The organism is Bradyrhizobium sp. USDA 223, assembly GCF_044909005.1.
Lineage (GTDB): Bacteria > Pseudomonadota > Alphaproteobacteria > Rhizobiales > Xanthobacteraceae > Bradyrhizobium > Bradyrhizobium yuanmingense.
In genome coordinates, this window is sequence record NZ_JBIYDR010000001.1 from 6,097,267 (window position 1) to 6,123,114 (window position 25,848).

At 65.8% G+C, this 25,848-nt stretch carries 22 protein-coding genes; 8 read left to right on the forward strand and 14 right to left on the reverse strand.

From position 1 onward, the window contains the following. Nucleotides 1-155 precede the first annotated feature (155 nt). From ABIA40_RS28455 to ABIA40_RS28470, 4 genes are read left to right on the forward strand one after another with little or no spacing between them, the layout of a single operon-like run. Nucleotides 156-809, forward strand: coding sequence for an ABC transporter ATP-binding protein (locus tag ABIA40_RS28455; protein WP_404544508.1), 654 nt, complete (start codon nt 156-158; stop codon nt 807-809). Continuing rightward, nucleotides 806-3,268, forward strand: a complete 2,463-nt coding sequence (locus ABIA40_RS28460) for an FtsX-like permease family protein (protein WP_404544510.1) — start codon at nt 806-808, stop codon at nt 3,266-3,268. Before ABIA40_RS28455 ends, ABIA40_RS28460 begins: the two co-directional genes overlap by 4 nt. Then, nucleotides 3,258-4,340 carry a lipocalin-like domain-containing protein gene (locus ABIA40_RS28465; protein WP_404544513.1) on the forward strand — a complete coding sequence of 361 codons (1,083 nt, stop codon included), beginning with the start codon at nt 3,258-3,260 and terminating at the stop codon, nt 4,338-4,340. Before ABIA40_RS28460 ends, ABIA40_RS28465 begins: the two co-directional genes overlap by 11 nt. Before the next feature lie 27 nt (nt 4,341-4,367). Then, nucleotides 4,368-4,754, forward strand: coding sequence for an MAPEG family protein (locus ABIA40_RS28470; protein WP_404544516.1), 387 nt, complete (start codon nt 4,368-4,370; stop codon nt 4,752-4,754). Between the two features lie 213 nt (nt 4,755-4,967). Here the strand turns inward: ABIA40_RS28470 and ABIA40_RS28475 are convergent, their stop codons facing one another. From ABIA40_RS28475 to cobS, 8 genes are all read right to left on the reverse strand, one after another. Next, nucleotides 4,968-6,158, reverse strand: coding sequence for an ABC transporter substrate-binding protein (locus ABIA40_RS28475; protein ID WP_404544518.1), 1,191 nt, complete (start codon nt 6,156-6,158; stop codon nt 4,968-4,970). Between the two features lie 290 nt (nt 6,159-6,448). After that, a complete protein-coding gene (locus ABIA40_RS28480; protein WP_404544521.1) occupies nt 6,449-9,613 on the reverse strand; it encodes an efflux RND transporter permease subunit in 3,165 nt (1,054 codons plus the stop codon). Then, on the reverse strand, nt 9,610-10,809 hold the full coding sequence (locus ABIA40_RS28485; RefSeq protein WP_271539710.1) for an efflux RND transporter periplasmic adaptor subunit: 1,200 nt from the start codon (nt 10,807-10,809) through the stop codon (nt 9,610-9,612). Before ABIA40_RS28485 ends, ABIA40_RS28480 begins: the two co-directional genes overlap by 4 nt. Before the next feature lie 285 nt (nt 10,810-11,094). Then, nucleotides 11,095-11,502, reverse strand: coding sequence for a hypothetical protein (locus ABIA40_RS28490; RefSeq protein WP_157285767.1), 408 nt, complete (start codon nt 11,500-11,502; stop codon nt 11,095-11,097). Nucleotides 11,503-11,769: 267 nt separating this feature from the next. Next, a complete protein-coding gene (locus tag ABIA40_RS28495) occupies nt 11,770-12,882 on the reverse strand; it encodes an NADH:flavin oxidoreductase/NADH oxidase (RefSeq protein ID WP_404544523.1) in 1,113 nt (370 codons plus the stop codon). Nucleotides 12,883-13,090: 208 nt separating this feature from the next. After that, nucleotides 13,091-14,194 carry an esterase-like activity of phytase family protein gene (locus tag ABIA40_RS28500; RefSeq protein WP_404544525.1) on the reverse strand — a complete coding sequence of 368 codons (1,104 nt, stop codon included), beginning with the start codon at nt 14,192-14,194 and terminating at the stop codon, nt 13,091-13,093. After that, nucleotides 14,191-16,092, reverse strand: coding sequence for a cobaltochelatase subunit CobT (cobT, locus tag ABIA40_RS28505; protein WP_271539713.1), 1,902 nt, complete (start codon nt 16,090-16,092; stop codon nt 14,191-14,193). Before cobT ends, ABIA40_RS28500 begins: the two co-directional genes overlap by 4 nt. 141 nt (nt 16,093-16,233) lie before the next feature. After that, nucleotides 16,234-17,232, reverse strand: coding sequence for a cobaltochelatase subunit CobS (gene cobS, locus ABIA40_RS28510; RefSeq protein WP_036014642.1), 999 nt, complete (start codon nt 17,230-17,232; stop codon nt 16,234-16,236). 293 nt (nt 17,233-17,525) lie between these two features. On the opposite strand from cobS, the gene ABIA40_RS28515 reads away from it, so the two are divergent. Beyond that, the gene (locus ABIA40_RS28515; protein WP_271539714.1) at nt 17,526-18,182 is read left to right on the forward strand and encodes a DedA family protein; all 657 of its coding nucleotides are present in this window, start codon (nt 17,526-17,528) and stop codon (nt 18,180-18,182) included. A 142-nt stretch (nt 18,183-18,324) separates the two neighbouring features. Beyond that, nucleotides 18,325-19,224 carry an EamA family transporter gene (locus tag ABIA40_RS28520; protein ID WP_404546374.1) on the forward strand — a complete coding sequence of 300 codons (900 nt, stop codon included), beginning with the start codon at nt 18,325-18,327 and terminating at the stop codon, nt 19,222-19,224. Here the strand turns inward: ABIA40_RS28520 and ABIA40_RS28525 are convergent. Genes ABIA40_RS28525 through ABIA40_RS28540 form a run of 4 tightly spaced genes read right to left on the reverse strand, consistent with a single transcriptional unit; the run spans nt 19,221 to nt 21,694 of the window. Further along, nucleotides 19,221-19,703: a DUF1178 family protein gene (locus ABIA40_RS28525; protein WP_036014648.1), complete on the reverse strand. Its 483-nt coding sequence runs from the start codon at nt 19,701-19,703 to the stop codon at nt 19,221-19,223. The genes ABIA40_RS28520 and ABIA40_RS28525 overlap by 4 nt on opposite strands. Beyond that, entirely contained in the window at nt 19,700-20,578 is an 879-nt protein-coding gene (locus ABIA40_RS28530) for a carbon-nitrogen hydrolase family protein (RefSeq protein WP_404544528.1), read from the reverse strand. The genes ABIA40_RS28525 and ABIA40_RS28530 overlap by 4 nt, the downstream gene beginning before the upstream one ends. Then, complete coding sequence (gene grxC / locus ABIA40_RS28535; protein ID WP_036026245.1) at nt 20,575-20,850, reverse strand: glutaredoxin 3; 276 nt, start codon at nt 20,848-20,850, stop codon at nt 20,575-20,577. Before grxC ends, ABIA40_RS28530 begins: the two co-directional genes overlap by 4 nt. A gap of 34 nt (nt 20,851-20,884) precedes the next feature. After that, entirely contained in the window at nt 20,885-21,694 is an 810-nt protein-coding gene (locus tag ABIA40_RS28540; RefSeq protein WP_157285833.1) for a ComF family protein, read from the reverse strand. 64 nt (nt 21,695-21,758) lie between these two features. Here ABIA40_RS28540 and ABIA40_RS28545 point away from each other — a divergent pair, with 64 nt between their 5' ends. Beyond that, a complete protein-coding gene (locus ABIA40_RS28545) occupies nt 21,759-22,607 on the forward strand; it encodes a methyltransferase domain-containing protein (RefSeq protein WP_157285763.1) in 849 nt (282 codons plus the stop codon). A gap of 65 nt (nt 22,608-22,672) precedes the next feature. On the opposite strand, the gene ABIA40_RS28550 is transcribed toward ABIA40_RS28545, so the two are convergent. Beyond that, on the reverse strand, nt 22,673-23,083 hold the full coding sequence (locus tag ABIA40_RS28550; protein ID WP_404544531.1) for a (deoxy)nucleoside triphosphate pyrophosphohydrolase: 411 nt from the start codon (nt 23,081-23,083) through the stop codon (nt 22,673-22,675). A 137-nt stretch (nt 23,084-23,220) separates the two neighbouring features. Here ABIA40_RS28550 and ABIA40_RS28555 point away from each other — a divergent pair, with 137 nt between their 5' ends. After that, on the forward strand, nt 23,221-24,546 hold the full coding sequence (locus ABIA40_RS28555) for a TadE/TadG family type IV pilus assembly protein (protein ID WP_404544533.1): 1,326 nt from the start codon (nt 23,221-23,223) through the stop codon (nt 24,544-24,546). A gap of 44 nt (nt 24,547-24,590) precedes the next feature. Here the strand turns inward: ABIA40_RS28555 and argJ are convergent, their stop codons facing one another. Continuing rightward, nucleotides 24,591-25,832, reverse strand: coding sequence for a bifunctional glutamate N-acetyltransferase/amino-acid acetyltransferase ArgJ (gene argJ, locus ABIA40_RS28560; RefSeq protein WP_404546376.1), 1,242 nt, complete (start codon nt 25,830-25,832; stop codon nt 24,591-24,593). Between the last annotated feature and the right edge of the window lie 16 nt (nt 25,833-25,848).

The window sequence follows — 25,848 nt, forward strand, 5'->3', positions numbered from 1 at the left end:
TCCCCGTATGTCTTTTCGGTACCTTTTTGATTTGGCCGTCTTGGAAGCTAACAGCGGCTTCAGGGCCAACGCAACCCCGGCATTTCCGCATCAGGTGTGCTAGGCAGCATTCTTACCTCTCCCTATGGGAGAGGTGGAAGAGAAGTGGCAGGCCCGTGCTGAGCATCCGAAACCTCTCAAAGACCTTCTCTTCGGCCGGCGAGCCCGTCCATGTTCTGCGCGGCGTCGACCTCGACCTCGGGGCCGGCGAGCGCGTCGCGCTGACCGGTGAATCCGGCAGCGGCAAGAGCACGCTGCTGCACCTGATCGCCGGCCTCGACGCCGCCGATGGCGGCTCGATTAGGCTGGGTGACGCCGAGGTCACCACGCTATCGGATGCCGGACGCGCCAGCTTGCGGCGGAATCGCGTTGGCCTGGTCTTTCAGCAGTTCAACCTGATCCCGAGCCTCTCCGTCGCGGACAATCTCGCCTTCCAGGCGCGGATCGCCGGCCGGCATGATGCGGCCTGGACAAGAGAGCTCGTCGAGCGGCTCGGACTCGGCAGCCTGCTCAAACGTTATCCAGAGCAAATATCGGGTGGCCAGCAGCAGCGCGTCGCGATCGGCCGGGCGCTGGCGACAAAGCCCGCGCTGCTGCTGGCGGACGAGCCGACCGGCAATCTCGACGAAGCCACCGCCGAGGAGGTGCTGGCGCTGGCGCGCGACCTCGTCGCGCGCACCGGCTGCGGCTTCCTGATGGTGACGCACAGCCTGCATCTCGCCGCCACGCTCGACCGTCATCTCACGTTGCATACGGGGCGCATTTCATGAGGCGCGCGCTCTGGGTCCTCGCCGTGCTGCTCAGCCATTGGCGGCGCCACAAGATGCAATTTGCGACGCTGCTGATTGGCCTGATTGCGGCGACCGCGCTGTGGAGCGGGGTGCAGGCCATCAACCAGCAGGCCCGCAATGCCTATGACCGCGCCGCAGCGACATTCGGCGGCGTGCGCACGGCGATGCTGGTCGCCCCCAATGCGGCGACTTTCCCGCAGGAGCTGTTCATAAAGCTCCGCCGCGCCGGCTGGCCGGTGTCGCCGGTGCTGGAGGGACGCGTCCAGATCAACGGGCATTCGGTGCGGCTGCTCGGCATCGAGCCGGTCACGCTGCCGGTCGATGTCGGCAACGCGCCACGCCTGGGTGCCGCGGATCTCAGCAGCTTCGTTGCTCCGCCCGGCCAGACATTGGTGGCCCGGGAAACGTTGAGGGGCTTGCAGCAAGCAGAAGGCGCAGCCCCGGCGATCAGCAGCGGCGCAAGGCTGCCGCCGCTGCGCGTCCAGCCGCAGCTCGCACCCGATGTGCTCGTGGTCGATATCGGCGTGGCACAGCGGCTGCTGAGCAAGCCGGACCAGGTCTCGCGGCTGCTGATCGGCAAGCCGAGGGGCAAGCCCGCACCGCTCGCGAGCGTGGTCGGCGAGCAGTTAGAGCGAGTCGAGCCCAATGCGGAGACGGAGCTCGAGCATCTCACCGACAGTTTTCATCTCAACCTCACCGCCTTCGGCCTGCTGTCGTTCTTCGTCGGCCTGTTCATCGTCAATTCGGCCGTGGGCCTTGCTTTCGAGCAGCGGCTGCCAATGCTGCGCACTTTGCGGGCCTGTGGCGCCTCGGCGCAGCTGGTCAATACGGTGCTGGTGGTCGAGCTGGTTGCACTGGCGCTGGTCGCCGGCCTGATCGGGCTCGCGTGCGGCTATTTCATCGCAGCCGCCCTGCTGCCCGATGTCGCGGCCTCGCTGCGCGGACTCTATGGCGCGCAGATCCCTGGGCAGCTCAGCCTGCGGCCCGAATGGTGGCTCGCCGGCATCGGGATCAGCGTGGCGGGTGCGCTTGTGGCGGCGGCGACCAGCCTGATCAAGGCGATCAGGATGCCGGTGCTGGCGACGGCGCAGCCGGGCGCCTGGCAGCAGCGGCAACGCCGCTGGCTGATCCTGCAGAGCTGTGCGGCCTGCGGCGCGTTCGCCGTCGCGCTGCTGCTGTTCTACTACGGGCAATCACTGATCGCAGGGTTCGGCGTGCTGGCCGCGCTGATGTTCGGTGCGGCACTGATCCTGCCGGCCTTCCTCGACATCATCCTGCTCGTAGGCCAGCGACTCGTGCGAGGCCCGCTCGCGCTGTGGTTCTGGGCGGACAGCCGGCAGCAGCTCTCCGGATTGTCACTGGCGCTGATGGCGCTTTTGCTCGCGCTTGCCGTCAACGTCGGGGTCTCCACCATGGTGGAGACCTTCAGCCGCACCTTCATCGGCTGGCTCAACGGGCGGCTTGCGGCCGATGTCTACATCAGCGCCTCCGACAACGCGCAAGGTACGGCGATCCGCAACTGGCTGAAGGATCGCAGCGATGTTCAGGCGATCCTCCCTGGCGGGCGCGCGGAGGCGCAGGTCCGGGGCCAGCCGGTCGAGTTGCTCGGCCTGCCCGATCACGCGCTCTATCGCGAGCGCTGGCCGCTGCTCGAGACGGCGCCGCGCGCCTGGACCCGCCTGGTACCGGGCAATGCCGCCTTCATCAGCGAGCAATTGAGCCGGCGGCTGAACGTGCAGATCGGCGACGTCGTCGAGGTGCCCGCGCCGGGCGGGAGCTGGGAGCTCGACATCGTCGGCATCTACGCGGATTACGGCAACCCCAGGGGTCAGCTCACGGTGAACGTTGCCGCATTGATCCGGCAGTTTCCGCAAACGCCGCAGACGCGGATCGGCCTGATCGTCGCGAGAGAGAACATCCCCGGCCTGATCGCGGCCCTGCAGAAGCAGTTCGGGCTCGACGACCGCAGAATCGCCGACCAGGCGACGGTGAAGGCGGAATCGATTCGCATCTTCAACCGCACCTTTGCGGTGACGTCGGCGCTGAACGCCTTCACGCTCGGCGTCGCCGGAATCGCATTGCTCACGAGCCTGCTGACCCTGGCGAACTCCCGACTGCCGCAGCTTGCACCGCTGTGGGCGATCGGCCTGACGCGGCCGCGCCTTGCCGCGATCGAGCTGACCAAGACGCTCTCGGTCGCGCTGTTCACGGCACTGCTGGCCGTGCCGCTCGGACTGCTGGTCGCCTGGTGCCTCATCGCCATCGTCAATGTGAAAGCCTTCGGCTGGCGCCTGCCGTTCCACGTCTTCCCATTGCAGCTAGTGGAGCTGGTCGCGGTGGCGCTGTTCGCCTCGCTGCTTGCGGCGCTGCTGCCGATGGTGCGGCTGGCGCGGATGCAGCCGGCGAACCTCGTCAAAGTGTTTGCCAATGAGCGCTGAAGCAATCACGCGGCGCGCCTTCGCCGGCGGCATCGCCGCCCTCGCCCTCGCGCGCCGCGCCGGCGCGCAGGGCTATGCCGGACTCGGCGAGACCGCCGATGGGTTTGCAAAGGTGACGCCGGGAAAGACGTTCACCTTCCCAGCCGATCACGGTCCACATCCGGAGTTTCGTATCGAATGGTGGTATCTCACGGCAAACCTCGTCGACGCGAGCGGCGCTCCTTGCGGCCTGCAATGGACGCTGTTCCGCCAGGCGGCGCAGCCAGGTCCGCAAGGCGAGGGCTGGGCCAATCAACAGGTCTGGATGGCGCATGCGGCGGTGACGCGCGCCGACACTCACCGCTTCTCCGAAACGTTTTCACGCGGTGGCGTCGCGCAAGCCGGCGTGACGGCGAAGCCGTTCGAGGCCTGGATCGACGATTGGGAGATGAGGGGTCTCGAGCGCCTCGACGATCGCACCTTGGCACCGCTGACGCTGAAGGCGTCTGGCGCCGATTTCAGCTATGCGCTGAGGCTGGAGGCTGAGCGGCCGGTCGTACTGCAGGGCGATCGCGGCTACAGCCGCAAGTCGGAGCGCGGGCAGGCCTCGTACTACTACAGTCAGCCGTTCTACCGCGCGCGCGGCACGCTCAGCATCGACGACAAGCCGGTCGATGTGTCGGGCCAGGCCTGGATGGACCGGGAATGGAGCAGCCAGCCGCTCGACGCCGACCAGACCGGCTGGGACTGGCTGTCGCTGCATCTGTCATCCGGAGACAAGCTGATGCTGTACCGGCTGCGGCAGAAGGACGGCAGAAATTATCCGTTCGGCAATTGGATCAGCGCGGCCGGCGAGACGCAGATGATTGCAGGCAGCGACATCCAGATGATGCCGAAGGCGACGGCTGAGGTTGCGGGACGCAAGCTGCCGGTGCAATGGCAGATCGCGATACCCGCGCGATCATTCTCGATCCTCTGCAAGCCGCTCAATCCGAACGCCTGGATGGGGACCGGCTTCTCGTACTGGGAAGGGCCGATGAGCTTTGCCGGCACACATGACGGCGTTGGCTATCTCGAGCTGACCGGCTATTGAGGCGCGATCTCTTCGAAGGAACCGACGATGTATCATCTCACCGCCCTCGTCACGCTGCTGGCGATCGCGTTTTACTTCTTCACCTCCATCAACGTCTCGCGCTCGCGCACCAAGACCGGCGTCAAGGTGCCTGCGATGTCGGGGCATCCGGATTTCGAACGGGCCTTCCGAATCCAGATGAACACGTTGGAATGGATGCCGATCGTCCTGCCAGCTCTTTGGCTGTTCGCGATCTATATCAGCGACGCCATCGCGGCGGGCATCGGCTCGATCTGGATCATCGGCCGGATCGTCTATTTCATCGGCTATTCGCAAGCCGTGGCCAAGCGCGGCACCGGCTTTGCGATCCAGGCGCTCGCCGCAATGGCGCTGTGGGTCGGGGCGCTCGGGGCGGTGGTGCTGCGGTTGGTGTGAGGCAATCCGCCGCCACACATTCCGGTGTCGTCCCGGACAAGCGTAAGCGCCGATCCGGGACCCATAACCACAGGAAGATGTCGTGACGTGAGCTGATCACTCCGAGTCCCCGTAACCACGCGTGCCCGTGGCTATGGGTCCAGGATCGGCGCGCGCTTGAGGCGCGCTTGTCCGGGAAGACAGCGAGTGTGTGGCGCTCGCTGTGCCACTTCCCTACTTCGTCAGCGGACAGCCGCTCTCCTTGGCGGTGAAGAAGGCCTTGTCGCCGGGGACGGTGGCGAGCAGATTGTAATAGTCCCAGGGCTTCTTCGACTCCGAGGGCTTCTTGACCTCGAACAGATACATGTCGTGGATCATGCGGCCGTTCTCGAGCACCTTGCCGCCTTGCGCGAAGTCGTCGTCGACCGGCAGCTCCTTCAGCTTCTTGGCGACGGCATCCGGATCCTTGCTCCCAGCAGCCTTGACGGCCTTGAGATAGCTCAACGTCGCCGAATAGGTACCGGCGTGGATCATGCTCGGCATCCGCCCGGTGCGCTTGAGGAAGCGCTCACCGAGATTGCGCGTCCTGTCGTTGAGATCCCAGTAATAACCCTCCGTCAGCACCAAGCCTTGTGCGGCCTGCAAGCCGAGGCCGTTGACTTCGGCAAGCGTCATCAGGAGGCCCGCGAGCTTCTGGCCACTCGCGACGATGCCGAACTCAGACGCCTGCTTGATCGAATTGGTGGTGTCGAGGCCGGCATTGGCGAGGCCGACGATCTTCGCCTTCGAGCTCTGCGCCTGCAGCAGGAAAGAGGAGAAGTCCGACGAATTGAGCGGAACGCGCACCGAGCCGAGCACCTTGCCGCCATTGGCGGTGACGATCTCGCTGGTATCCTTCTCCAGCGCGTAGCCGAAGGCGTAGTCCGCGGTGAGGAAGAACCAGGTGTCGCCGCCGGCTTTGGTCAGCGCGCCGCCGGTGCCGACGCCGAGCGCGCGGGTGTCGTAGGCCCAGTGGAAGCCGTAGGGCTGGCAGGCATCGCCGGTGAGGCGCGATGTCGCGGCGCCGACGACGATGTCGATCTTCTTCTTTTCCTTGGAGAGCTCGTGGATCGCGAGCGCGACCGAGGAGGTCGTCAGCTCCGTGATCATGTCGACGTTCTCGACGTCATACCAGCGCCGCGCGATCGAGCTTGCGAGGTCAGGCTTGTTCTGGTGGTCGGCAGTGACGAGCTCGATCTTCTGACCGAGCACCTCGCCGCCGAAATCCTCGATCGCCATCTTGGCCGCTTCGACCGACCATTTGCCGCCGTAATCGGCATAGACGCCGGACTGGTCGTTCAGGATGCCGATCTTGACGCCTTGCGCGGAGGCGGGAACCGCAATCAAGAGGGCCAAGGCCGCTGCGGCCCAAAGTGCTGATTTCATATGTTTAACTCCCGGCATTCTTCTGTGAAATCGCGCGGATAGTAGTGAAGAACCCCACGTGCGCCCATCCGTTTCATGTTGGTCGTTAGTATGGGATTCTGCGCGCCAAGCTCTCGCTGTCGTCCCGGGGCGCGCGGAGCGCGAGCCCGGGACCCATAGCCACAGGATGGTGTTTGGCGAAGACTCGGAGTTGCCGCTGTCGCGCCAAACCACTCCCTGTGGTTATGGATCCCCGCCTTCGCGGGGATGACGGAACATACGGAGACGGCTACGGTCATAGAGAGGCAGCATCAGGCCATCGCCTCGGGCTTCTTGTCGCGCCGCCCTTCCGCCAGGTTCCGCACCACGACGTAGAAGATCGGTGTGAACAGAAGACCGAACAGGGTGACGCCGATCATGCCGAAGAACACGGCGACGCCGACGGCCTGGCGCATCTCCGAGCCCGAGCCGGTCGAGATCACCAGCGGCAAGACGCCGAGGATGAAGGCGAACGAGGTCATAAGGATCGGCCGCAAGCGCAGGCGGCAGGCATCGATCACGGCCTCCAGCCGCGGCTTCCCTTCGTTCTCGATGTCGCGCGCGAATTCGACGATCAGGATCGCGTTCTTTGCCGCTAGTCCCACCAGCACGACGAAGCCGATCTGGGTCAGAATGTTGACGTCCTGGCCCATGATGCGAACGCCGATGGTGGCGGCGAGCAGGCACATCGGCACGATCAGAATGACCGCGAACGGCAGTGTCCAGCTGCCATATTGCGCGGCGAGCACGAGATAGACGAACAGCACGCAGATCGGGAACACGTAGAGACCGGCATTGCCGCCGGTGACCTGCTGATAGGACAGATCGGTCCATTCGAAGGTGAAGCCGCTCGGCAAGGTATCGTTCGCGAGCTGCTTGATGGCGTTGAGCGCGGTGGTCGAGCTGGTGCCCGGCGCCGGCTCGCCCTGGAGCTCGGACGCTGCATAGAGATTGTAGCGCGCCACGCGGTCGGGTCCCGAGACGTCCTTGAACTCGACCACGCTGCCGAGCATCACCATGTCGCCGGAGGCGTTGCGCGTGCGCAGGCGCGCAAGGTCGCTCGGTTCTTTCCGGAACGGAAAGTCGGCCTGCGCAGTGACGTGGTAGGTGCGGCCGAACAGGTTGAAGTCGTTGACATAGGTCGACCCGAAATAGGTCTGGATCGTCTCGTTGATGTTGGAGATGGGCACGCCCAGCTTCTGCGCCTTGGTGCGGTCGATGTCGACGAAGAGCTGCGGCGTGTTGGCGGTGAACGGCGAAAACACCGAGGGGGCGAGCAGCGAGGGCGATTTGCGCGCCGCGGCGACAAGCTCGTCGGTGGCGGCTGCGAGCATTTCAGGCCCGCGGCCCTGGCGGTCCTGGATGCGGATGGCAAAGCCGCCGCCAGTGCCGATGCCGGGCACGGCCGGCGGTGGAATCACGATGATGAAGGCGCCCTGGATCGCGGACAGGCGCTTGCGCAGCTCGGCCGTGATGGCGTTCGCGGACAGGCCCTTCTTCAGCCGCGCCTCGGGCTCGTCGAACACCGGGAACAGCGCCGCCGCATTGCCGGCTTGCGTGCGGGTGGCGCCGGAGAAACCGGCAAAGGCGGCGACTCGAACGATGCCCGGCGTATCCAGCGAGATCCGCTCGATCTCGCGAACGACCTCGGTGGTGCGAGCCAGCGACGCCGCGCCCGGCAACTGCACGGATATGATGACGTAGCCGCGATCCTGCGCCGGGATGAAGCCCTGCGGCGTGGTCACGATCAGCCAGCCGGCGCCGCCGATCAGCACGACGTAGATCAGCAGCATCACCACCGAATGGCGAATCGCGAAATTGGCGAGGCCGGCATAGCCATGCGCCAGCCGGTCGAACAGACGGTTGAACACGCCGGTGAACGCATTCCAGCCGCGCGCGATGACGTTCCAGGCGGCTGGCGGCCGCTTTTCTTGGTGTGGCGTGAGGATCTGCGAGGCCAGCGCGGGCGAGAGCGTCAGCGAGCAGAAGCAGGAGATCGCCGTCGCAACGGCAATGGTGACGGCGAATTGCTGGAAGAATTGCCCGGAGATGCCGCCGAGGAACGCGGTCGGGACGAACACCGCGCATAGCACCAGGGCGATCGAGACCAGTGCGCCGCCGACCTCCTCCATCGTCTTCAGCGCGGCATCGCGACGACTGAGGCCGTGCTCGAGATGGCGCTCGACATTCTCGACCACGACAATGGCGTCGTCGACCACGATGCCGACCGCGAGGACGAGCCCGAACAGGGTCAGATTATTGATGGAGAAGCCGAGCGCCGCCATCACCGCGAACGTGCCGACCAGCGAGACCGGAATCGCGATGATCGGAATGATCGCGGGCCGCCATCCCTGCAGGAACACCAGCACGACGATGACCACGAGCAGCATGGCCTCGTAGATGGTCTTGATCAGCTCGTGGACCGACTGGGCGATGAACTCGGTCGGGTTGTAGCCGATATTGAAGTCGAGCCCCCTGGGAAAGCTCTCCTTGAGCCTCGTCATGGTGTCGGAGATGTTCTTTGCGGTCGCGAGCGCGTTCGAGCCCGGCCGCTGCGTCACCAGCATGGCGACCGCCGACTTGCGCAGCAGGAAGCTGTTGGTGCTGTAGGCCAGCGCCCCGAGCTCGATGCGGGCGACGTCGCGCAGCCGCACCGTGCGGCCGTCAGGGCCGGCCTTGATCAGGATGTCCTCGAACTGCTTCTGGTCCTTCAAACGTCCGGTGAAGGTGAGGTTGGGCTGGAAGGCGCGATCGGCGATCGGCGGCTCGGCGATCTGACCGCCCGCGATCTGCACGTTCTGGGCGCGGATGGCCGCGAGCACCTCGGCCGAGGTCAGGCCGAGATTGGCGATTCTGTCAGGATCGAGCCACAGCCGCATCGAATAGTCGCGGGCGCCGAAAATCTGGATGTCGCCGACTCCGTCGATGCGCAAGAGCTGGTCGCGGACCTGGAGCAGCGCATAATTGGAGATGTAAAGCTGGTCGAACGTGTCGTCCGGCGACAGCATGAACACGACCATCAGAATGTCGGGCGAGTTCTTGCGGGTGGTGACGCCGTTGCGCTGCACTTCCTCTGGTAGGCGCGGCTGCGCGATGGCGACGCGATTCTGCACCAGCACCTGAGCCTTGTCGAGATCGGTGCCGAGCTTGAAGGTGACGGTGATGGTGAGCTGGCCGTTCGAGGTCGCCTGGCTGTAGAGATACAGCATGTCCTCAACGCCGTTGATCTCCTGCTCGATGGGAGCTGCGACCGTGTCGGACACGGTCTGGGCGGATGCGCCGGGATATTGCGTCGTGACGACGACGGTCGGCGGGACCACTTGCGGATATTCTGAGACCGGCAGCGTGGTGTAGGCGAGCGCACCGACGATCAGGAGCACGATCGACAGCACCATCGCCAAAATGGGCTGGTTGATGGAGAGGCGGCCAAGATTCATGACTTGCCACCGGCCGGCGCTTGCGCGGTCTGGGGAGCGACCTTGGCGCCGACGCGGGCGCGCTGGATGCCGTTGACGATGACGCGATCGTCCGGCTTCAACCCTTCACGGATCACACGCAGGCCGTCGTCGAGCGGACCGAGCACCACGGGACGTGCCTCGACCGTGTCATCCGCCTTGACCACGAACACGATCTTGCGGGACTGGTCGGTCGCAACAGCAACGTCTGGAATCAGCAGCGCCTCGTAGGGCGCGCTGCCGATCAGGCGGACGCGGCCGAACTGGCCGGGCAGGATCGAGAGATCCGTGTTCTTTACCACGGCGCGGCTGCGCAGCGTGCCGGTCGAGACGTCCAGCCGATTGTCGAGGAAATTGACGGTGCCCTCGCGCGAGGGCTTGGTCTCGCCGGCCAGCGTCACCTGCACCGGGTTTGCGGTATCGCGCGAGCTCGGCCGCCGGCCTTCGAACCACAGCTTGCTGTATTTGATGAAGGTCGCTTCATCCATGTCGAAATAGATGTAGATCGGATCGAGCGCGACGATCGAGGTCAGCAGCGTCGAGGTGCCGGTGTCGCTGCCCTGCACGAGATTGCCGGGGCTGACGAGATGGCGGCTGACGCGGCCGGTCAAGGGCGCTGCCACATGCGTGAACTCGATGTTAAGCTTGGCGGCCTTCAGCGCGCCTGCGGCCTGCATCTCGGCGGCGTGCGCGGCCTGCAAGGCCTGGCGGCGCTGATCGACAACCTGTTCGGAGACCGCGCTGGTCTGCACGAGGCTGAGACCACGATCGAGCTCGCGCTTGGCAAGCTCCACTCGCGCCCGTGCGTCGGACAGCTGGCCCTCCGCCTGAGTGGCCACCGCCTCGAACGGGCGCGGATCGATCACGTAGAGCAGGTCACCCTGACGCACGATGGCGCCGTCCTGGAATTCGACCGAATTGACGAAGCCGCCGACCCGCGGCCGCACCTGGACCTCCTCCACCGCCTCGAAGCGGCCGGTGAACTCGTCCCAATCGGTGACCGTGCGCTTGACCGGCTGGGCGACCGTCACCGCCGGCGCCGGCGGAGCCGCAGCCTGCGATGCCGGCTTGTCGCAGCCGGACAGGGCGAACGCGGCGGCGAGAAGCCCGGCGGCTGCGCTGACCTGAACGAAATCGTGCTTTTTGATCAACTGCCTGCTTCCGTCCGGTCCGCTCATCCCCAGGTCCTCGCATCAAAGCCGCAGAAAATGCAGGGTACGCCTCTACCTGCGGGCGCTGCAAGATGGGTCGCAAAGATGAACTCTTCAAGACCAATGCGCGGGCAATGCTTTGAATGACGCCCTGACCGGATGGCGGGTTGACAGGGAGAGAGACGGTGCCAAGCAACGCAGTTGGGGCAAGCCGAACCCTGCCGTTAACGACGGGCTCTCGGAATTGTGAGCTTTTCCTAGCCGCGGTCGTCGAGATGCCCGCTTGAGGCGGGCCCATCACGATAGAGAGGGCTACTTGCGCAGCCTGGCCTTGGCGCCGGCGACGATCTGCATGGCGACGCCGGCAATCCAGCCGACCAAGACGAGCCAGGTCCAGGCCATATGCGGATCGAGCCGGAGCACGATCACGGCCACCGAGGCGAAGGCGGTGAGCGTAGCGGAGAGCGTGCCGGCGGCGCTCATGAGCTCGGCGGCGTCGATCTGGCTATGCGCATCGTCGAAAGGCATCTGCGGCGTGTCGATGCCGAGATAGAAGCCGATGCCGCCGAGCAGCATCATCAGCAGCAGGAAGCCCTGCGTGGTGAGCGTGGGGATCGCCGAGCCGACATAGGCGCCGACGAACAATCCGCACGCGGCTCCCGCCATGGCAAGGCCAACGCGCTCGAACACATGGGCAGTTTTACGAAAACGAAAGCGCATGGCCAGCCTCCGCGAGGCGTTGAGTGTGGAGAGGTTAGGCCAGTTTTGGGGTGCATGGAAGGTGCGAGGAGGTTTACGGATGCGTGAGGGGTCTAACTCCCTCTCCCCGTTCTTACGGGGGCGCGGCGAGCTTCGCTCGCGCTGAGAGGATTGGGGTGAGGGGCTTCTCTCCACACATGAGATTTTCGCCGCACCTGTACCTCCTCACCCAGATTGCGCTTGCGCGCAATCCGACCTCTCCCCGCAAGCGGGGAGAGGTGAAGAGAGTCACCTCGCCCCGAACGTGGTCTTGCCGAACAGCGCCTTCTGCGTGGACGGCTGCGAGCGCCAATATTGCGGCGGCGCCTCGACCACGCCGCCGAGCTCGGCGGCGGCGTGCCAGCCCCAGCGCGGATCGTAGAGCAGGCCGCGGGCGAGCGCGACCATGTCGGCCTTGCCCGACGCGACGATCTCCTCCGCGTGTTTCGACTCGGTGATCAGGCCGACGGCGATGGTGGGCAGGCCGGTCTCGCGCTTGATCGCCTCTGCAAACTGCACCTGATAGCCGGGGCCGAGCGGAATTTTTTGCAGCGGCGAGACGCCGCCGGAGGATGCATCGATCCAGTCGACGCCGCGCGCCTTCAGCGCGTTCGCGAATTCGATGGTCTGTGCCAGATCCCAGCCGCCCTCGACCCAATCGGTCGACGACACCCGCATGCCGACCGGCTTGTCGGCGGGGAACGCGGCGCGCACCGCGTCGAACACCTCCAGCGGAAAGCGCATGCGGTTCTCGAGGCTGCCGCCATATTCGTCGGTGCGCTTGTTGGAGATCGGCGACAGGAATTGATGCAAGAGATAACCATGCGCGCCATGGACCTCGATGGCGTCGATGCCGAGCCGCGCGGCGCGCTTTGTGCTGTCGACGAAGGCCTCGCGGATGCCCTTCAAGCCCGCGGCATCGAGCGCGAGCGGCGCGGCCTCGCCCTCCTTGTGCGGCACCGCCGACGGCCCGACCGTCTGCCAGCCGCCCTGCTCGACTGGGATCAGCTGACCGCCGTCCCAGGGGCGCGCGCTCGAGGCCTTGCGACCGGCATGGGCGAGCTGCATCGCGATCGCGGTGGAGGAATGCTTGCGAACCGAATGCAGGATCGGCTTCAGCGCGGCCTCGCAGGCGTCGCTGTAGAGCCCGAGGCAGCCCGGCGTGATACGGCCGATCGCCTCGACATGCGTCGCCTCGATGCAGAACATCGCCGCGCCCGACAGGCTGAGATTGTTGATGTGGGTGAAGTGCCAGTCGGTGGCGACGCCGTCGTCGGCCGAATATTGGCACATCGGCGACACCACGAGGCGGTTCTTCAACGTCAGGCCGCGCAGCTTGATCGGGGAAAACAGGACGGACATGCGGGGAGTTCCGGGGGATGGAGGGAGATGGGATCAGTGTAGTGGGCGCGCGGCGGATTGCTAGCGGGGCGCGGGAATGGCGGGTCGCCTGTTCGTGCATTCCGGCAATGGCTTGATGGTCAGCTGCGCCACAGACTCCGTCGTCGTCTCGGGGCGCGCCTCGCGCGAGCCCGGGACGACAGCGGAGTTTGCCGCAGGGCAGTGCCGGCTACTCCGCCAGCGTGAATTGCAGCAGCAGGGTTCGCTGCAGCATCGAGAAATTGTCGTCGGAGATCAGGGTCAGCACGGTCTCGCCGTCGGCGGTGACGTGGGCGTCGATGCCTTCCATGTTGTCGATCTCGTGGCCGAGATCGGCGGCGAACAGCGTCAGGCCGTCGACGACGGCGCCCGGCGCGATTCCCTTCAGCGGGATCGCGCGGATGCGGATGTTGACGCCGGTGAACCAGGAGAATTTGCGTTCGAGGATGAGGAGATCGCCCGAGGGCAGCAGCACCGCGTCGCTGATGTCGAAATTCTCCGAGCGGCGCACGCTGAACTGGCCGGGCGTGGTGCCGCCGATCAGGAAAGCGAGGAGGTTGCCGTCGGCATCGAGCCCGCGCTCGGAAAAGGCGATCAGCGTGCCCGCGAGCGGCTGGGCCTGGCTCTTGCCCGGTCCCTGCGCTTTGGGCACGACGACCATCGCCTCCAGCCCCTTGTTGTAGGGCAGCTTGCGCAAGGCCGGCGGGACGGCGATCACTTCGCCGCGGGCGCCCGTGGCACCCTTGGCGAAATCATAGCGCAGGATCTGGTTGACGCGTTCGAGCCCGACATAGACGAGGTTGCCGTCGCGCGCGAGCGACTCGGTATCGTACCAGAGCCGCTTCTCGGTGATCGGCCGCCCGTCGGCGCCCAGCACCGGCGCGGCCTCGACATTGGTGAGCCCGACCATCTCGCGGCTGGAATAGCGGATCGTGCCGGTGAACCAGCCGCCCTGATCGGAGATGGCGAGAAAACGCTCGCCCTTGGCGTCGAGGAAGCGGAGGCCCGACAGGCCGCCGAAGCCGCGATAGGGCGAGGTCAGCACCAGGCCGCTGCGAAAATCCAGCGAGCCGAAGCGCGTGCGCGAGCGGTCGCGCGGCTCGAAATTGGCAATGCTGCGCGCGTTCACCTCGACGCTGACCGGCGCGGTGACGGCATGCTCGAGCTGGAGCGCGCGCGGCGGCGGCTCGGTCTTGGGCTGCAGCTGCGCCTGCGCCAAGCGCGGCAACGCGAGAGTGGAAAATCCCGCCGCCGCGAGGCTGACGAAGCTGCGGCGGGATGGATGCGTGCTCACGAATGCAATTTGCGTCGCGGGCGACCGGCCGCTTGCGTTGGCGCCGTGTTGGTCTCGCTGAAGAGCTCGGCAAGCTTTTCGGTGATCGCGCCGCCGAGTTCTTCCGCGTCCACGATCGTCACCGCGCGGCGATAATAGCGCGTCACGTCGTGGCCGATGCCGATCGCGATCAGCTCGACCGGCGAGCGGGTCTCGATCTCCTCGATGATGTGGCGCAGATGCCGCTCGAGGTAATTGCCCGGATTGACCGACAGCGTGGAATCGTCGACCGGCGCGCCGTCCGAGATCATCATCAGGATCTTGCGCTGCTCGGGCCGGCCGAGCAGGCGCTTGTGCGCCCAGTCCAGCGCCTCGCCGTCGATGTTCTCCTTCAAGAGGCCCTCGCGCATCATCAGGCCCAAGTTTTTCCGCGCACGACGCCACGGCGCGTCCGCGGACTTGTAGATGATGTGGCGGAGATCGTTGAGGCGGCCGGGATTGGCCGGCTTGCCGGCGGCAAGCCACGCCTCGCGCGATTGCCCGCCCTTCCAGGCCCGCGTGGTGAAGCCGAGAATCTCGACCTTGACGCCGCAACGCTCCAGCGTGCGCGCGAGGATGTCGGCACAGGTCGCGGCGACCGTGATCGGGCGGCCGCGCATCGAGCCGGAATTGTCGAGCAGCAGCGTCACCACGGTGTCGCGGAACGTCGCCTCCTTCTCGTGCATGAAGGATAGCGGGTGATAGGGATCGGTGACGACGCGCGACAGGCGCGCAGGGTCGAGGATGCCCTCTTCGAGGTCGAACTCCCAGGCGCGATTCTGCTGCGCCATCAGGCGGCGCTGCAGCCGGTTGGCGAGACGGGCGACGATGCCCTGCAGATGTGCGAGCTGCTTGTCGAGATAGGCGCGCAGCCGCTCCAGCTCGTCATGGTCGCAGAGATCCTCGGCGGCGATGACCTCGTCGAACTTGGGCGCGAACGCATGATATTCCGGCCCACGCGGCTCGTTCCTGCCGTGCTGGTTCGGGCGCGTCGCCTCGCCCGGCGTCTCGTCATCACCGAGCTCGCCGTCGTCGAAGGTGTCGGAGGTGGAGGCCTGCGCGCTTTCCATCGCGCTCTCGCTCATCTCCTCGCTGGTTGCCTGCGCCTGGTCGGCGCTCATCTCCTGCGCGGCGTCGGAATCGGGCGAGCCTTCGGCGCCGGACTGGTCGTTGTCGCCGTCCTGGCTCTCCTCGTTCTCGTCATTGTCCTCGCTATCGGCGTTGCGCTCGTCGCCGAGCTCGAGGGCCGACAGCAGGTCATGCACGGCATCGCCGAACTTGGTCTGATCCTCGAGCACGCCGTCGAGCCGGTCGAGCCGCTTGCCGATCTTGTCTTCGAGGATCGGCCGCCAGAGGTCGACCACCTTCTTGGCCGCCGTCGGCGGCGCCATGCCGGTGAGGCGCTCGCGCACCAGCATCGCCAGCGCGTCCGCCAGCGGCGCATCGGCGCGGTCGGTGATCTCGTCGAACTTGCCGCGGTGGAAATGGTCGTCGAGCATCGCGGTGAGGTTCTTGGCAACGCCCGCCATGCGGCGCGCGCCGATCGCCTCGACGCGGGCCTGCTCCACCGCCTCGAACACGCCGCGCGCCTGTGGATTGCCGGGCATCAGCTTGCGGTGAACCTTGGGATCGTGACAGGCGAGCTTGAGCGCGATGGAATCGGCATGGCCGCGCACGATCGCGGCGTCACGCTTCGTCATCTTGCGCGCGGGCTCGGGCAGCCGCGCCTTGCCGGGCGCAAGGCCCGGGCGCTCGGCTGCGAAGGAGACGTCGAGCTCGGGCGCCTTTGCGATCGCCTTCAGACAGGAGGCGACCGAGCGCTTGAACGGCTCGGTCGGCGCTTCCTTGTTGCTGCGGAATTTGGAGTTGGAGGTGGTCATCTGACCCTATCTGTCGTCCCGGCGAAGGCCGGGACCATAACCACCGGCCGCTCTTGTGTCAGGAAACTATCAGCGTCGCTTCAATCGAGACATCACGCGGTATGGGTCCCGGCCTTCGCCGGGACGACACACCGTGAGAGATCAGCTCAGCGCGACGTTGATTGCCGATTCCGGCAGCTCAGCATTGAAGCAGCGCTGGTAGAACTCGGCGACCAGGGGCCGTTCGAGCTCGTCGCATTTGTTGAGGAAGGTGACGCGGAAGGCGAAGCCGATATCGCCGAAGATGTCGGAGTTTTCCGCCCAGGTGATCACCGTGCGCGGGCTCATCACCGTCGACAGATCGCCGTTGGCGAAGGCATTACGGGTGAGGTCGGCGAGGCGCACCATCTTGTTGACGATGTCGCGGCCCTCCTGCGTGCGATAGTGCTTGGCCTTGGCCAGCACGATCTCGACTTCCTCGTCGTGGCTGAGATAGTTCAGCGTGGTGACGATCGACCAGCGGTCCATCTGGCCCTGGTTGATCTGCTGGGTGCCGTGATAGAGGCCCGAGGTGTCGCCGAGGCCGACGGTGTTGGCGGTGGCGAACAGCCGGAACGCCGGATGCGGCTTGATCACCTTGTTCTGGTCCAAGAGCGTCAGGCGGCCCGAAACCTCCAGCACGCGCTGGATCACGAACATCACGTCCGGGCGGCCGGCGTCGTATTCGTCGAACACCAGCGCGACGTTGTTCTGCAGCGCCCAGGGCAGGATGCCGTCGCGGAATTCGGTGACCTGCTTGCCGTCGCGGACCACGATCGAATCCTTGCCGACGAGGTCGATACGGCTGATGTGGCTGTCGAGGTTGACGCGCACGCAGGGCCAGTTCAGACGGGCGGCGACCTGCTCGATATGGGTGGATTTGCCGGTGCCGTGATAGCCGGTCACCATCACGCGGCGGTTCCTGGCAAAGCCCGCGAGAATGGCCAGCGTGGTGGCGCGGTCGAAGCGGTAATCGGAATCCACTTCGGGCACATGAGGATCGACTTCGGAATAGGCCGGGACTTCGAGATCACTGTCGATCCCGAACACCTGGCGCACCGACACCTTCATGTCGGGCAGGCCGGAAACTTCCTCAACTTTGGACAGGGCGGCGGTCGTCATCAATCCTCCGAGGTCCCGGGCGGTCCCGAAACCGGTTATTCGCACGTTGGCTGCGGCTGGGTGCTGAAAATCAACCTATCAGAGACAACGAGCCGGCAGAAGCCCGCCCACCAATCAAAGTTCCGTTGTCTTTTCATCTAGATAGGCAAGGAGCGCAGTTTTTGGAGGGCTGCCTTGCGAATCACGCCGAAATTCGGGCGGGTCGCGCCCAATCCGTGCGAATGGTACTTTGGCCGTATGCAGTTACTTATGTAGGGTCCGAAGCCCCATGCTCCAGCCCTTCAAGAGACGACGTGACGTCCTTTCTCGATCCCCTCATCGCCTTCGTTTCCGCCCATGCGTGGCTGGCCTATCTGACCCTGTTCCTGGCGGCGCTGCTCGAGGCAGTTCCGGTGGTGGGATCGGTGATCCCCGGCTCGACCATCATCCTGGCGCTGAGCGCCCTAGTCCCCGGCGGCGAATTGCAGCTGCCATGGGTGCTCTTGGCGGCCGCAACTGGTGCCGTACTCGGCGACGGGTCGGCCTATTGGATCGGGCACAGGCGGCAGCGCGAGATCCTCAACACCTGGCCGCTGACCAATTATCCGCGCGTCGTCGCCGAGAGCGAGAATTTCTTCCACCGCTTCGGCACCTGGGCCGTGTTCTTCGCCCGCTTCGTGCCGCCGATCCGCGCCTTCGTGCCTGTGACGGCCGGCGCGCTGGGCATGGCGCCCGCGACATTCTATGCCGTGAACATCCCGGCGATCCTGGCCTGGGCGCCGGCTCATGTGCTGCCGGGCGTCTTGGCCGTGTCGGCCTTGCATGAATATGCCGGGCTGCATCATCATGCGCATGTCGGCAAGCACATCTGGATGCTGACCGTCGTCGGGGTTGCGGTCGTGCTGGGCGTGGGGATGTGGATCTATCGCCGGCGGAATGGCCGTGGCGCGACGGCCAAGCCGCAGGTTTAGGGCAGACGCCACATTACAAGCGCCGTCCCCGCGTTCGCAGGCTCCGAGTTTGTGCGAGAGCATCGCACCCATGACATCGGTGTGATTGACCTGCTTCACCGCTAGCGGCACGTTGGCCCGCATCCTCGCGCCCGCCACCCCCATGTTCACCATCGCCAGCCTCTGGATTCCCTTCACCATCATTGCCGCGCTCGGGCAGGTCGCGCGCAATGCGATGCAGCGGTCGTTGACGAAGCCGCTGGGGACCTGGGGCGCGACCAATATCCGCTTCCTGTTCGGCTTTCCGTTCTCGCTGCTGTTCCTGGGGCTGGTGCTGCTCGCGACCGGCGATCATCTCAGCGCGCCGCCGGCGGTGTTCTGGCCATGGCTGCTGTTGGGCGCGCTCAGCCAGATCGTCGCCACCGGGCTGATGCTGCTCGCGATGAACGACCGCTCCTTTGTCGTGACGACGGCCTACCTGAAGACCGAGGCGATCCAGACCGCGATCTTCGGCTTCGTCTTCCTCGGCGATCACCTGACCTGGCTGAAGGTGCTCGCGATCATGATCGCCACCATCGGCGTCGTCATCACCGCGCTCCGCCCCGGCGGCGACAAGAGCTTTGCCGAGCTGAAGCCCACCATCACCGGCCTCGCTGCCGCGGCGGCCTTCGCGCTGTCAGCGGTCGGCTTTCGCGGCGCCATCATCAATGTGCCCGGCGTGTCCTTCGTGACCGCGGCGTCAATCACGCTGGTGCTCGGCCTGTTCGTGCAGACGCTGATCCTGACGATCTACCTGCTCTGGCGCACGCCGGACGTGCTGCGAGGAATCCTCAGGTTATGGCGACCGTCGATGCTCGCGGGCTTCATCGGCGCCTTCGCCTCGCAATTCTGGTTCCTCGCCTTTGCGCTGACGGCGGCCGCCAACGTCCGCACGCTCGCGCTGATCGAGGTGCTGTTCGCGCAAGCCGTGGCGTATTACTCGTTCAAGCAGCCGATCGCGCCGCGCGAGCTTGCGGGCATTGCGCTGATCGTCGTCGGAGTCGCTGTGCTGGTGGGAGCTTAATTCCGGTCTTCCGGCAGGGTCGGCAGCGGTGAGACCTCGATGCCTTCGTCAATCAGCGACTTCGCCTCTTCGGGCGAGGCTTCGCCATAGATCGGACGATGCTCCTTGTCGCCGTAATGCATGGCGCGGGCTTCGTTGGCGAAGCGCTCGCCGACATTGTCGGCATTCTTAACGATGTGGTCGCGCAGCTCTTTCAGCTTGGCGCGCAGCTCGCGCTCCTGCGCCATCAGCAGCGAGGTCGGCCCTGACGGCGCAGCCTCGGGCGTGGTCGCGGCCACGGGCTCCGGCGGCGGCGTGGCGCGGCCGCGCCCCTTCTTGCCGACGATGCGCGGCGCCATGATCGCCTTGTCGACCTTGGCCGAGCCGCAGATCGGGCAGGTCACGAGCTTGCGCTTCACCTGCGAATCATAGGCCGACGAGCTCTGGAACCAACTTTCGAAGGCGTGATTGCGGTCGCAGTGGAGCGCGTAGCGGATCATGCCGAGCCCCGCACGAGGTGCAAATGGTCCGGCCCGGCCTTGGGATCGGAGACGCCGAAGCGGCGGCCGTGCTGGAGCGAGGGAATCGCCCGGCGCGCGGTCTCGACCTCGGCCGGGTCGATCTTGGCCATGATGATGCCCGGCTCGACATCGCCTTCGGCGAGGATCTCGCCCCAGGGATCGACGATCAGCGAATGCCCGTAGGTCTCGCGCTTGTTCTCGTGGGTGCCGGCCTGCGCCGCGGCGAAAACGAAGCAGCCGGTCTCGATCGCACGGGCTCGCAGCAGCACGTGCCAATGCGCTTCACCGGTCTTGCGGGTGAAGGCGGACGGCACGGTGATGAAATAGGCGCCGCTTTCTGCGAGCGCGCGGTACAGCGCGGGGAAGCGCACATCGTAGCAGATCGTCAAGCCGATGCGGCCCCAGGGCAGATCCGAGATCACGGCGGTCTCGCCCGGCTGGTAATTGGCGGATTCGCGATAGCTCTCGCCGTCCGGCAGCTCGATGTCGAACATGTGAATCTTGTCGTAGCTCGCGAGCACGTTGCCCTCGGGCCCGATCAGGAAGGAACGGTTGACCGCCTTCTCCGGCGAGAAGCGCAGCGCCAGCGAGCCGACATGGAGGTGAATCTTCAGCTCCGCCGCGAGCGCCCGGTACGCCTTCAGCGAGGCGTCATCCTCTTCGCTCTGGAGATGCTCGAACAGCGCCTTGCGGTTCAGCTGCATCATGTTGCTGACTTCGGGCGTCTGCACGTAATCGGCGCCATCGGCCGCAGCCTGCCGGATCAGCTTCGTGGCCTGCTCGAGGCTCGGCCCGGGCATCAGGCCGGTGCGCATCTGCACCATGGCGGCCGTGAACGTGCGGTTCTCGCTCATGATACCGCCTTCACGCTTTCGAGCATGCCATCGAGCTTGCCTTCGCGATCGAGTGCATAGAGGTCGTCACAGCCGCCGACATGGGTGCCGCCGATCCAGATCTGCGGAAAGGTCGAACCCTGGCCGGCGCGGCCGTACATTTCCTGGCGCCAGGACGGGTTCTTGGCGACATCGAATTCGGTGAAGGTCGCCTTCTTGCGGGTCAGCAGTGACTTGGCGGCGGAACAATAGCCGCAGCCCGGCCGGGTGTAGATCTCGACAGCAGCAGTCATTCGTCTGGCGCTCTCATGTCATGAATTCATTGAATTATATGGGACGGGGCCCGCTCTCGACAACCCGGGCAAAGACCAGCACGTCGACCTGGGCCGCTTTGGCGCGCAGCAGGGCCCGCGCGCAGGTGTCGAGCGTCGCGCCAGACGTCAGGACATCGTCGATCAGGACAACGCGGCGGCCCTGGACCTCGGCCTGACGGTCGGGAGATACCTGAAATGCGCCCTGCACATTGGTGGCGCGCTGGGCCCGCGACAGGCCGATCTGCTGCTCGGTGGCGCGCACCCGCCGCAGCACGTCGCCCCGCACCTTGATCCCGCTCTGCCGCTCGATGACACGCGCGAGCGCGCCGGACTGGTTGTAACGGCGCCGCCAGGCCCGCCGCCAATGCAGGGGCACGGGCACCAGCATGTCGGCGCCGGTCAGCAACTCACCGCCCGCGCGCGCCATCCAGCGGCCCATGGCCGGCGCCAGATCGGTACGGTCCTGATACTTCAGCGCATGCACCAGCGTACGCGCAACGTCGTCGTAGCGTACCGCCGCGCGGGCGCGCTGATAGGCCGGCGGGCTTGCGATCGCCTCCATCGACAGCATCTCGGGACCGGGGTCATAAACGAAGGGAATGCCGAGCCGCGGGCAATAGGGCCGTTCGATGAACGACAGCCGCGCCCAGCAGGAAGCGCAAACGCCCTCGCCATCGACCGGCTCGTGGCAGGATACGCACTGTGTCGGCAGCGCGATGTCGAGCGCCAGCCGCGCCGCCCGCGCCAGCACCTGGCGGCCGGCCGTCCACGCGCTCCGCAGCGGTGCGGCGATGGAACGGATGGGGGGAGCGTCGGCTTCCATGTGGGAAGGGTAACGCTGCACGCAGCGGATTGCCAGAACTGTGGAGATCGGCGTAACCAGCGGCATGGTCCGGACCGCTCAAATCCCGCCCGCCTTGTTTGATCGTGCCTTGCTGCAGAGGCGGCAGCAGCGCGCCCAGGCCCAAGGCGCGGTCACATTCCTGCTCGAGCGGGTCGCCGAGGACATGTCCGATCGGCTGGCCACAGTGATGCGAGAATTTCAAGCACCGGCCGATCTCTGGACGCCCGGCGGGGGGCTCGCGGCGCTACGCGCTCGGCTACCGTCCATCGAACGGATCGCGCTCGATGAGGCGGGTGCCGAGAAGTTGCCGCTCGCGCCGGAGAGCCTCGACCTCGTCGTCTCGGCGCTGGCGCTGCAATACGTCAACGACCTGCCCGGCGTGCTCGCGCAAATCCGCCGGGCGCTCAAGCCGGACGGGCTGCTGCTTGCTGCCATGATCGGCGGCGACAGCCTCACCGAGCTGCGCCAGGCGTTTGCCGCGGCGGAAGCCGAATGCGAGGGCGGTGTGTCACCGCGCGTGGCGCCGTTCGCTGACCTTCGGGACATCGGTGCGCTATTGCAGCGGGCGGGCTTTGCGTTGCCGGTGACCGACGTCGACCGTGTCGTGGTGCGCTACGCCAATGCGTTCGCCTTGATGCAGGATCTGCGCCGCATGGGAGCGGCAAATGTGCTGATCGAGCGGCGCCGCACACCGAGCCGGCGCGCGACGCTGCTGCGGATGGCCGAGATCTACGCCGAGCGTTTTGCCGATGCCGACGGCCGCATCCGTGCGACGTTCGACATCGTCTGGCTCTCCGGCTGGGCCCCGCATGCGAGCCAGCAGCAGCCGCTGAAGCCGGGGTCGGCGAAAGCGAGCCTGGCGGAGGCGGTGAAGAAGGCGGGGAAGGAGTGATCTCTCTCTTCCGTCATGGCCGGGCTTGTCCCGGGCATGACGCCAGAGAGCGGTACCCTTCGACCTCACATCAACAAATCGATCAGATGCGGAATCAGCGGGATGTCCGCGGGCGGCATCGGATAGTCGCGCAGCTTGTTGGCGCGGACCCAGGCGAGGTTCTGGCCCTCGCGTGCGGTGACCATCCCCTCCCAGCGCCGGCAGATATAGAGCGGCATGAGCAGATGGAAGGTGTCGTAACCGTAGCTGGCGAAGGTCAGCGGCGCGAGGCACGGCTCGGCGACTTCGATGCCGAGCTCCTCATGAAGCTCCCGGATCAGGCTCTGCTCCGGCCGCTCGCCCGGCTCGAGCTTGCCGCCGGGGAATTCCCACAGGCCGGCCAAGGCCTTTCCTTCCGGGCGCTGCGCGATCAGGACGCGTTTGTCGGCGTCGACGAGCGCGCAGGCCACCACCAGTGTCAGTTTGAGATCGGCCATGCGCGTCTGTCGCTCGCTGAGATCGTTTGCAACGGTTTGTTAACCTCGTTGCGGTCCACGTTTCCAAGGGCACCATAAGTCATATTTAATCCGCAGTTCCTAGAGTGGGAACTCTTTAAACCACTCCAGGCCTACCCATGCGCGCTGCGCTTTCGACTCTTCCCCGCCGGTTCGTCCACGACCGGGGCGGCAATATCGCGGTGATTTTCGCGCTCGCCTGCGTTCCCCTGATCAGTGCGGTCGGCTGCGCCATCGACTATTCGCGCGCGACGCTGATCCGGTCCAAGCTTCAGGCCGCGGCGGATGCCGCCAGTGTCGGCTCGATCGCCAAGGCCTCGCCCGCTTTCAAGGCCGCCGGCAACATGACTGCGGACGGCTCGATTTCGGTCGGCGTCACGGACGCCACCAACATCTTCAATGCCAATCGCGCCAGTCAGTCCGGCTACACGCTGACCGGCCTCACGCCGACCGTGGTCAAGTCCGGCTCGACCGTCACCGCGACGGTTTCGTTCACCGCAACTTTGAACACCATGTTCCTCGGCGTGATCGGCAAGTCCGTGCTGACGTTGAGCGGCACGTCGAAGGCGACGGCCAGCATGCCGCTCTACATCGATTTCTATCTGCTGCTGGACAATTCGCCGTCAATGGGTGTCGGTGCGACCCCGGCCGACGTGAAGAAGATGGTCGACAACACGTCGGATAAGTGCGCCTTCGCCTGCCACGATCTGAAGGACAAGAACAACTATTACGATTTGGCCAAGAAGCTCGGCGTGACCACCCGGATCGACGTGCTTCGGAGCGCCACCGAGTCCTTGATGGATACGGCCAATGCCACTCAGACCTATTCGAACCAGTTCAGAATGGCGATCTATGATTTCGGCGGCTCTGCGAGCTCGCTCGGCCTGCGCAGCCTGTTTTCGTTGTCGGCCTCTCTCTCCAGCGCCAAGTCGGCGGCCGGCAAGATCGACCTGATGTCGGTGAACGGCCAGAACGAGAACAACGATCAGGATACCCCATTCACCGCGGTCTTTCCCGCGATCAACGGCGAGATCAGCTCCCCCGGAAGCGGCACGTCGGCCAGTCCGCTCAAATACCTGTTCTTCGTCTCCGACGGCGTGGCCGACGAGAGCAACACCGGATGCCTGAAACCGCTCTCGGGCAGCACGCGGTGCCAGTCGCCGCTCAACCCCGCGCTTTGCAAGACGATGAAGGATCGCGGCGTCAAGGTCGCGGTGTTGTACACGACGTATCTCGCGCTGCCGACCAACCCCTGGTACATGAAGTGGATCGATCCGTTCAATGCCGGCCCCTATGGCCCGTCGCCGAACAGCCAGATCGCACAGAACATGCAGAGCTGCGCTTCGCCGGGCCTGTATTTCGAGGTCAGCCCGACGCAAGGCATCGCGGACGCCATGAACGCGCTGTTCAAGAAGGCGGTCGCGGACGCGCGGATCTCCGGATGATGGCGCTCACCTCTCCCCGCAAGAACGGGGAGAGGGGAGAAGGCCTACGACCTGTAGTCCCCGTTGATCGCCACATATTCCTTGGTGAGGTCGCAGGTCATGACGCGGTCGCGGCCTTTGCCGAGGCCGAGCGAGACCAGAATCGCAATCTCCGGCGCCTTCATCGCTTCCGACACCTGCGCTTCGTCATAATCGGGATCGCGCGCCCCGCGCTTGGCGACGCGGATGCCGTTGAACGAGATCGACAGCTTGTCGCGATCAGCCGGCTCGCCGGCCTTGCCGACGGCCATCACCACGCGGCCCCAATTGGCATCCTCGCCGGCGATCGCGGTCTTCACCAGCGGCGAGTTCGCGATCGACATCGCGATCTTGCGAGCCGAGGCCTTGGTCTTGGCGCCCTCCACGGTGATCTCGACCAGCTTGCGCGCGCCTTCGCCGTCGCGGGCGACCTGCTCGGCGAGATTGGCGAGCACCTGGTTGAACGCCTTGACGAAGGCCTTCAGGCGCGGGTCGCTGGCGCGGCTGATCTTCGGGGCGCCGTGCTCGGCGGCGGCGCCGGTGGCGAAGGCCAGCAGTGTATCCGAGGTCGAGGTGTCGCCGTCGATCGTCACGGCGTTGAATGTATCCTCCACACCGCTCTTGAGCAGCGCCTGGAGCGCGGCGGGCGCGATCGGCGCGTCGGTGAAGATGAAGGACAGCATTGTCGCCATGTCGGGCGCGATCATGCCGGCGCCCTTGGCCATGCCGTTGATGGTGACCTTGGCCTTGCCGAGCTTGACGGTCGCGGTCGCCACCTTCGGGAAGGTGTCGGTGGTCATGATCGCCTTGGCCGCGGCGAGATAGTCGCCCGGCTCGGCAATCTCGGCGAGGCGGCCGAGCACGCCGTCGAACTTGGTGGCATCCAGCGGCTCGCCGATCACCCCGGTCGAGGCCAGGAAGACCTCGCTCTCGTTGCAGCCGACCGCCTTGGCCGCGATCTTCGCCGTCAGCGCGGTGGAGGCGCGGCCGGTCTTGCCGGTGAAGGCGTTGGCATTGCCGGAATTGACCACCAGCGCGCGCGCCTTGCCGCCCTTCAGCTTGGCGCGGCACCATTCCACCGGGGCCGAGGGACACTTCGACCTGGTGAAGACGCCGGCCACGGCAGTGCCCTTGTCCATCACCGCGAGCAGCACGTCGGTGCGGTTCTTGTAGCGGATGCCGGCTTCGGCCGTCGCCAGACGGATGCCCGCGATCACGGGCATATCGGGGACGGATTTGGGGGCGAGTGGAGAGACGGAGGAGGACATCGCGGGCGCCTTGTAG

Excerpts from the sequence above, each read along its gene's own strand:
- cobT (WP_271539713.1), bottom strand. The coding sequence starts at position 16,092 with ATGACCACCTCCAACTCCAAATTCCGCAGCAACAAGGAAGCGCCGACC.
- ABIA40_RS28465 (WP_404544513.1), top strand. The coding sequence starts at position 3,258 with ATGAGCGCTGAAGCAATCACGCGGCGCGCCTTCGCCGGCGGCATCGCC.
- ABIA40_RS28555 (WP_404544533.1), top strand. The coding sequence starts at position 23,221 with ATGCGCGCTGCGCTTTCGACTCTTCCCCGCCGGTTCGTCCACGACCGG.
- ABIA40_RS28490 (WP_157285767.1), bottom strand. The coding sequence starts at position 11,502 with ATGCGCTTTCGTTTTCGTAAAACTGCCCATGTGTTCGAGCGCGTTGGC.
- cobS (WP_036014642.1), bottom strand. The coding sequence starts at position 17,232 with ATGACGACCGCCGCCCTGTCCAAAGTTGAGGAAGTTTCCGGCCTGCCC.
- ABIA40_RS28480 (WP_404544521.1), bottom strand. The coding sequence starts at position 9,613 with ATGAATCTTGGCCGCCTCTCCATCAACCAGCCCATTTTGGCGATGGTG.
- ABIA40_RS28470 (WP_404544516.1), top strand. The coding sequence starts at position 4,368 with ATGTATCATCTCACCGCCCTCGTCACGCTGCTGGCGATCGCGTTTTAC.
- ABIA40_RS28540 (WP_157285833.1), bottom strand. The coding sequence starts at position 21,694 with ATGGAAGCCGACGCTCCCCCCATCCGTTCCATCGCCGCACCGCTGCGG.
- ABIA40_RS28550 (WP_404544531.1), bottom strand. The coding sequence starts at position 23,083 with ATGGCCGATCTCAAACTGACACTGGTGGTGGCCTGCGCGCTCGTCGAC.
- ABIA40_RS28485 (WP_271539710.1), bottom strand. The coding sequence starts at position 10,809 with ATGAGCGGACCGGACGGAAGCAGGCAGTTGATCAAAAAGCACGATTTC.
- grxC (WP_036026245.1), bottom strand. The coding sequence starts at position 20,850 with ATGACTGCTGCTGTCGAGATCTACACCCGGCCGGGCTGCGGCTATTGT.
- ABIA40_RS28545 (WP_157285763.1), top strand. The coding sequence starts at position 21,759 with ATGGTCCGGACCGCTCAAATCCCGCCCGCCTTGTTTGATCGTGCCTTG.
- ABIA40_RS28525 (WP_036014648.1), bottom strand. The coding sequence starts at position 19,703 with ATGATCCGCTACGCGCTCCACTGCGACCGCAATCACGCCTTCGAAAGT.
- ABIA40_RS28495 (WP_404544523.1), bottom strand. The coding sequence starts at position 12,882 with ATGTCCGTCCTGTTTTCCCCGATCAAGCTGCGCGGCCTGACGTTGAAG.
- argJ (WP_404546376.1), bottom strand. The coding sequence starts at position 25,832 with ATGTCCTCCTCCGTCTCTCCACTCGCCCCCAAATCCGTCCCCGATATG.
- ABIA40_RS28460 (WP_404544510.1), top strand. The coding sequence starts at position 806 with ATGAGGCGCGCGCTCTGGGTCCTCGCCGTGCTGCTCAGCCATTGGCGG.
- ABIA40_RS28520 (WP_404546374.1), top strand. The coding sequence starts at position 18,325 with ATGTTCACCATCGCCAGCCTCTGGATTCCCTTCACCATCATTGCCGCG.
- ABIA40_RS28475 (WP_404544518.1), bottom strand. The coding sequence starts at position 6,158 with ATGAAATCAGCACTTTGGGCCGCAGCGGCCTTGGCCCTCTTGATTGCG.
- ABIA40_RS28530 (WP_404544528.1), bottom strand. The coding sequence starts at position 20,578 with ATGAGCGAGAACCGCACGTTCACGGCCGCCATGGTGCAGATGCGCACC.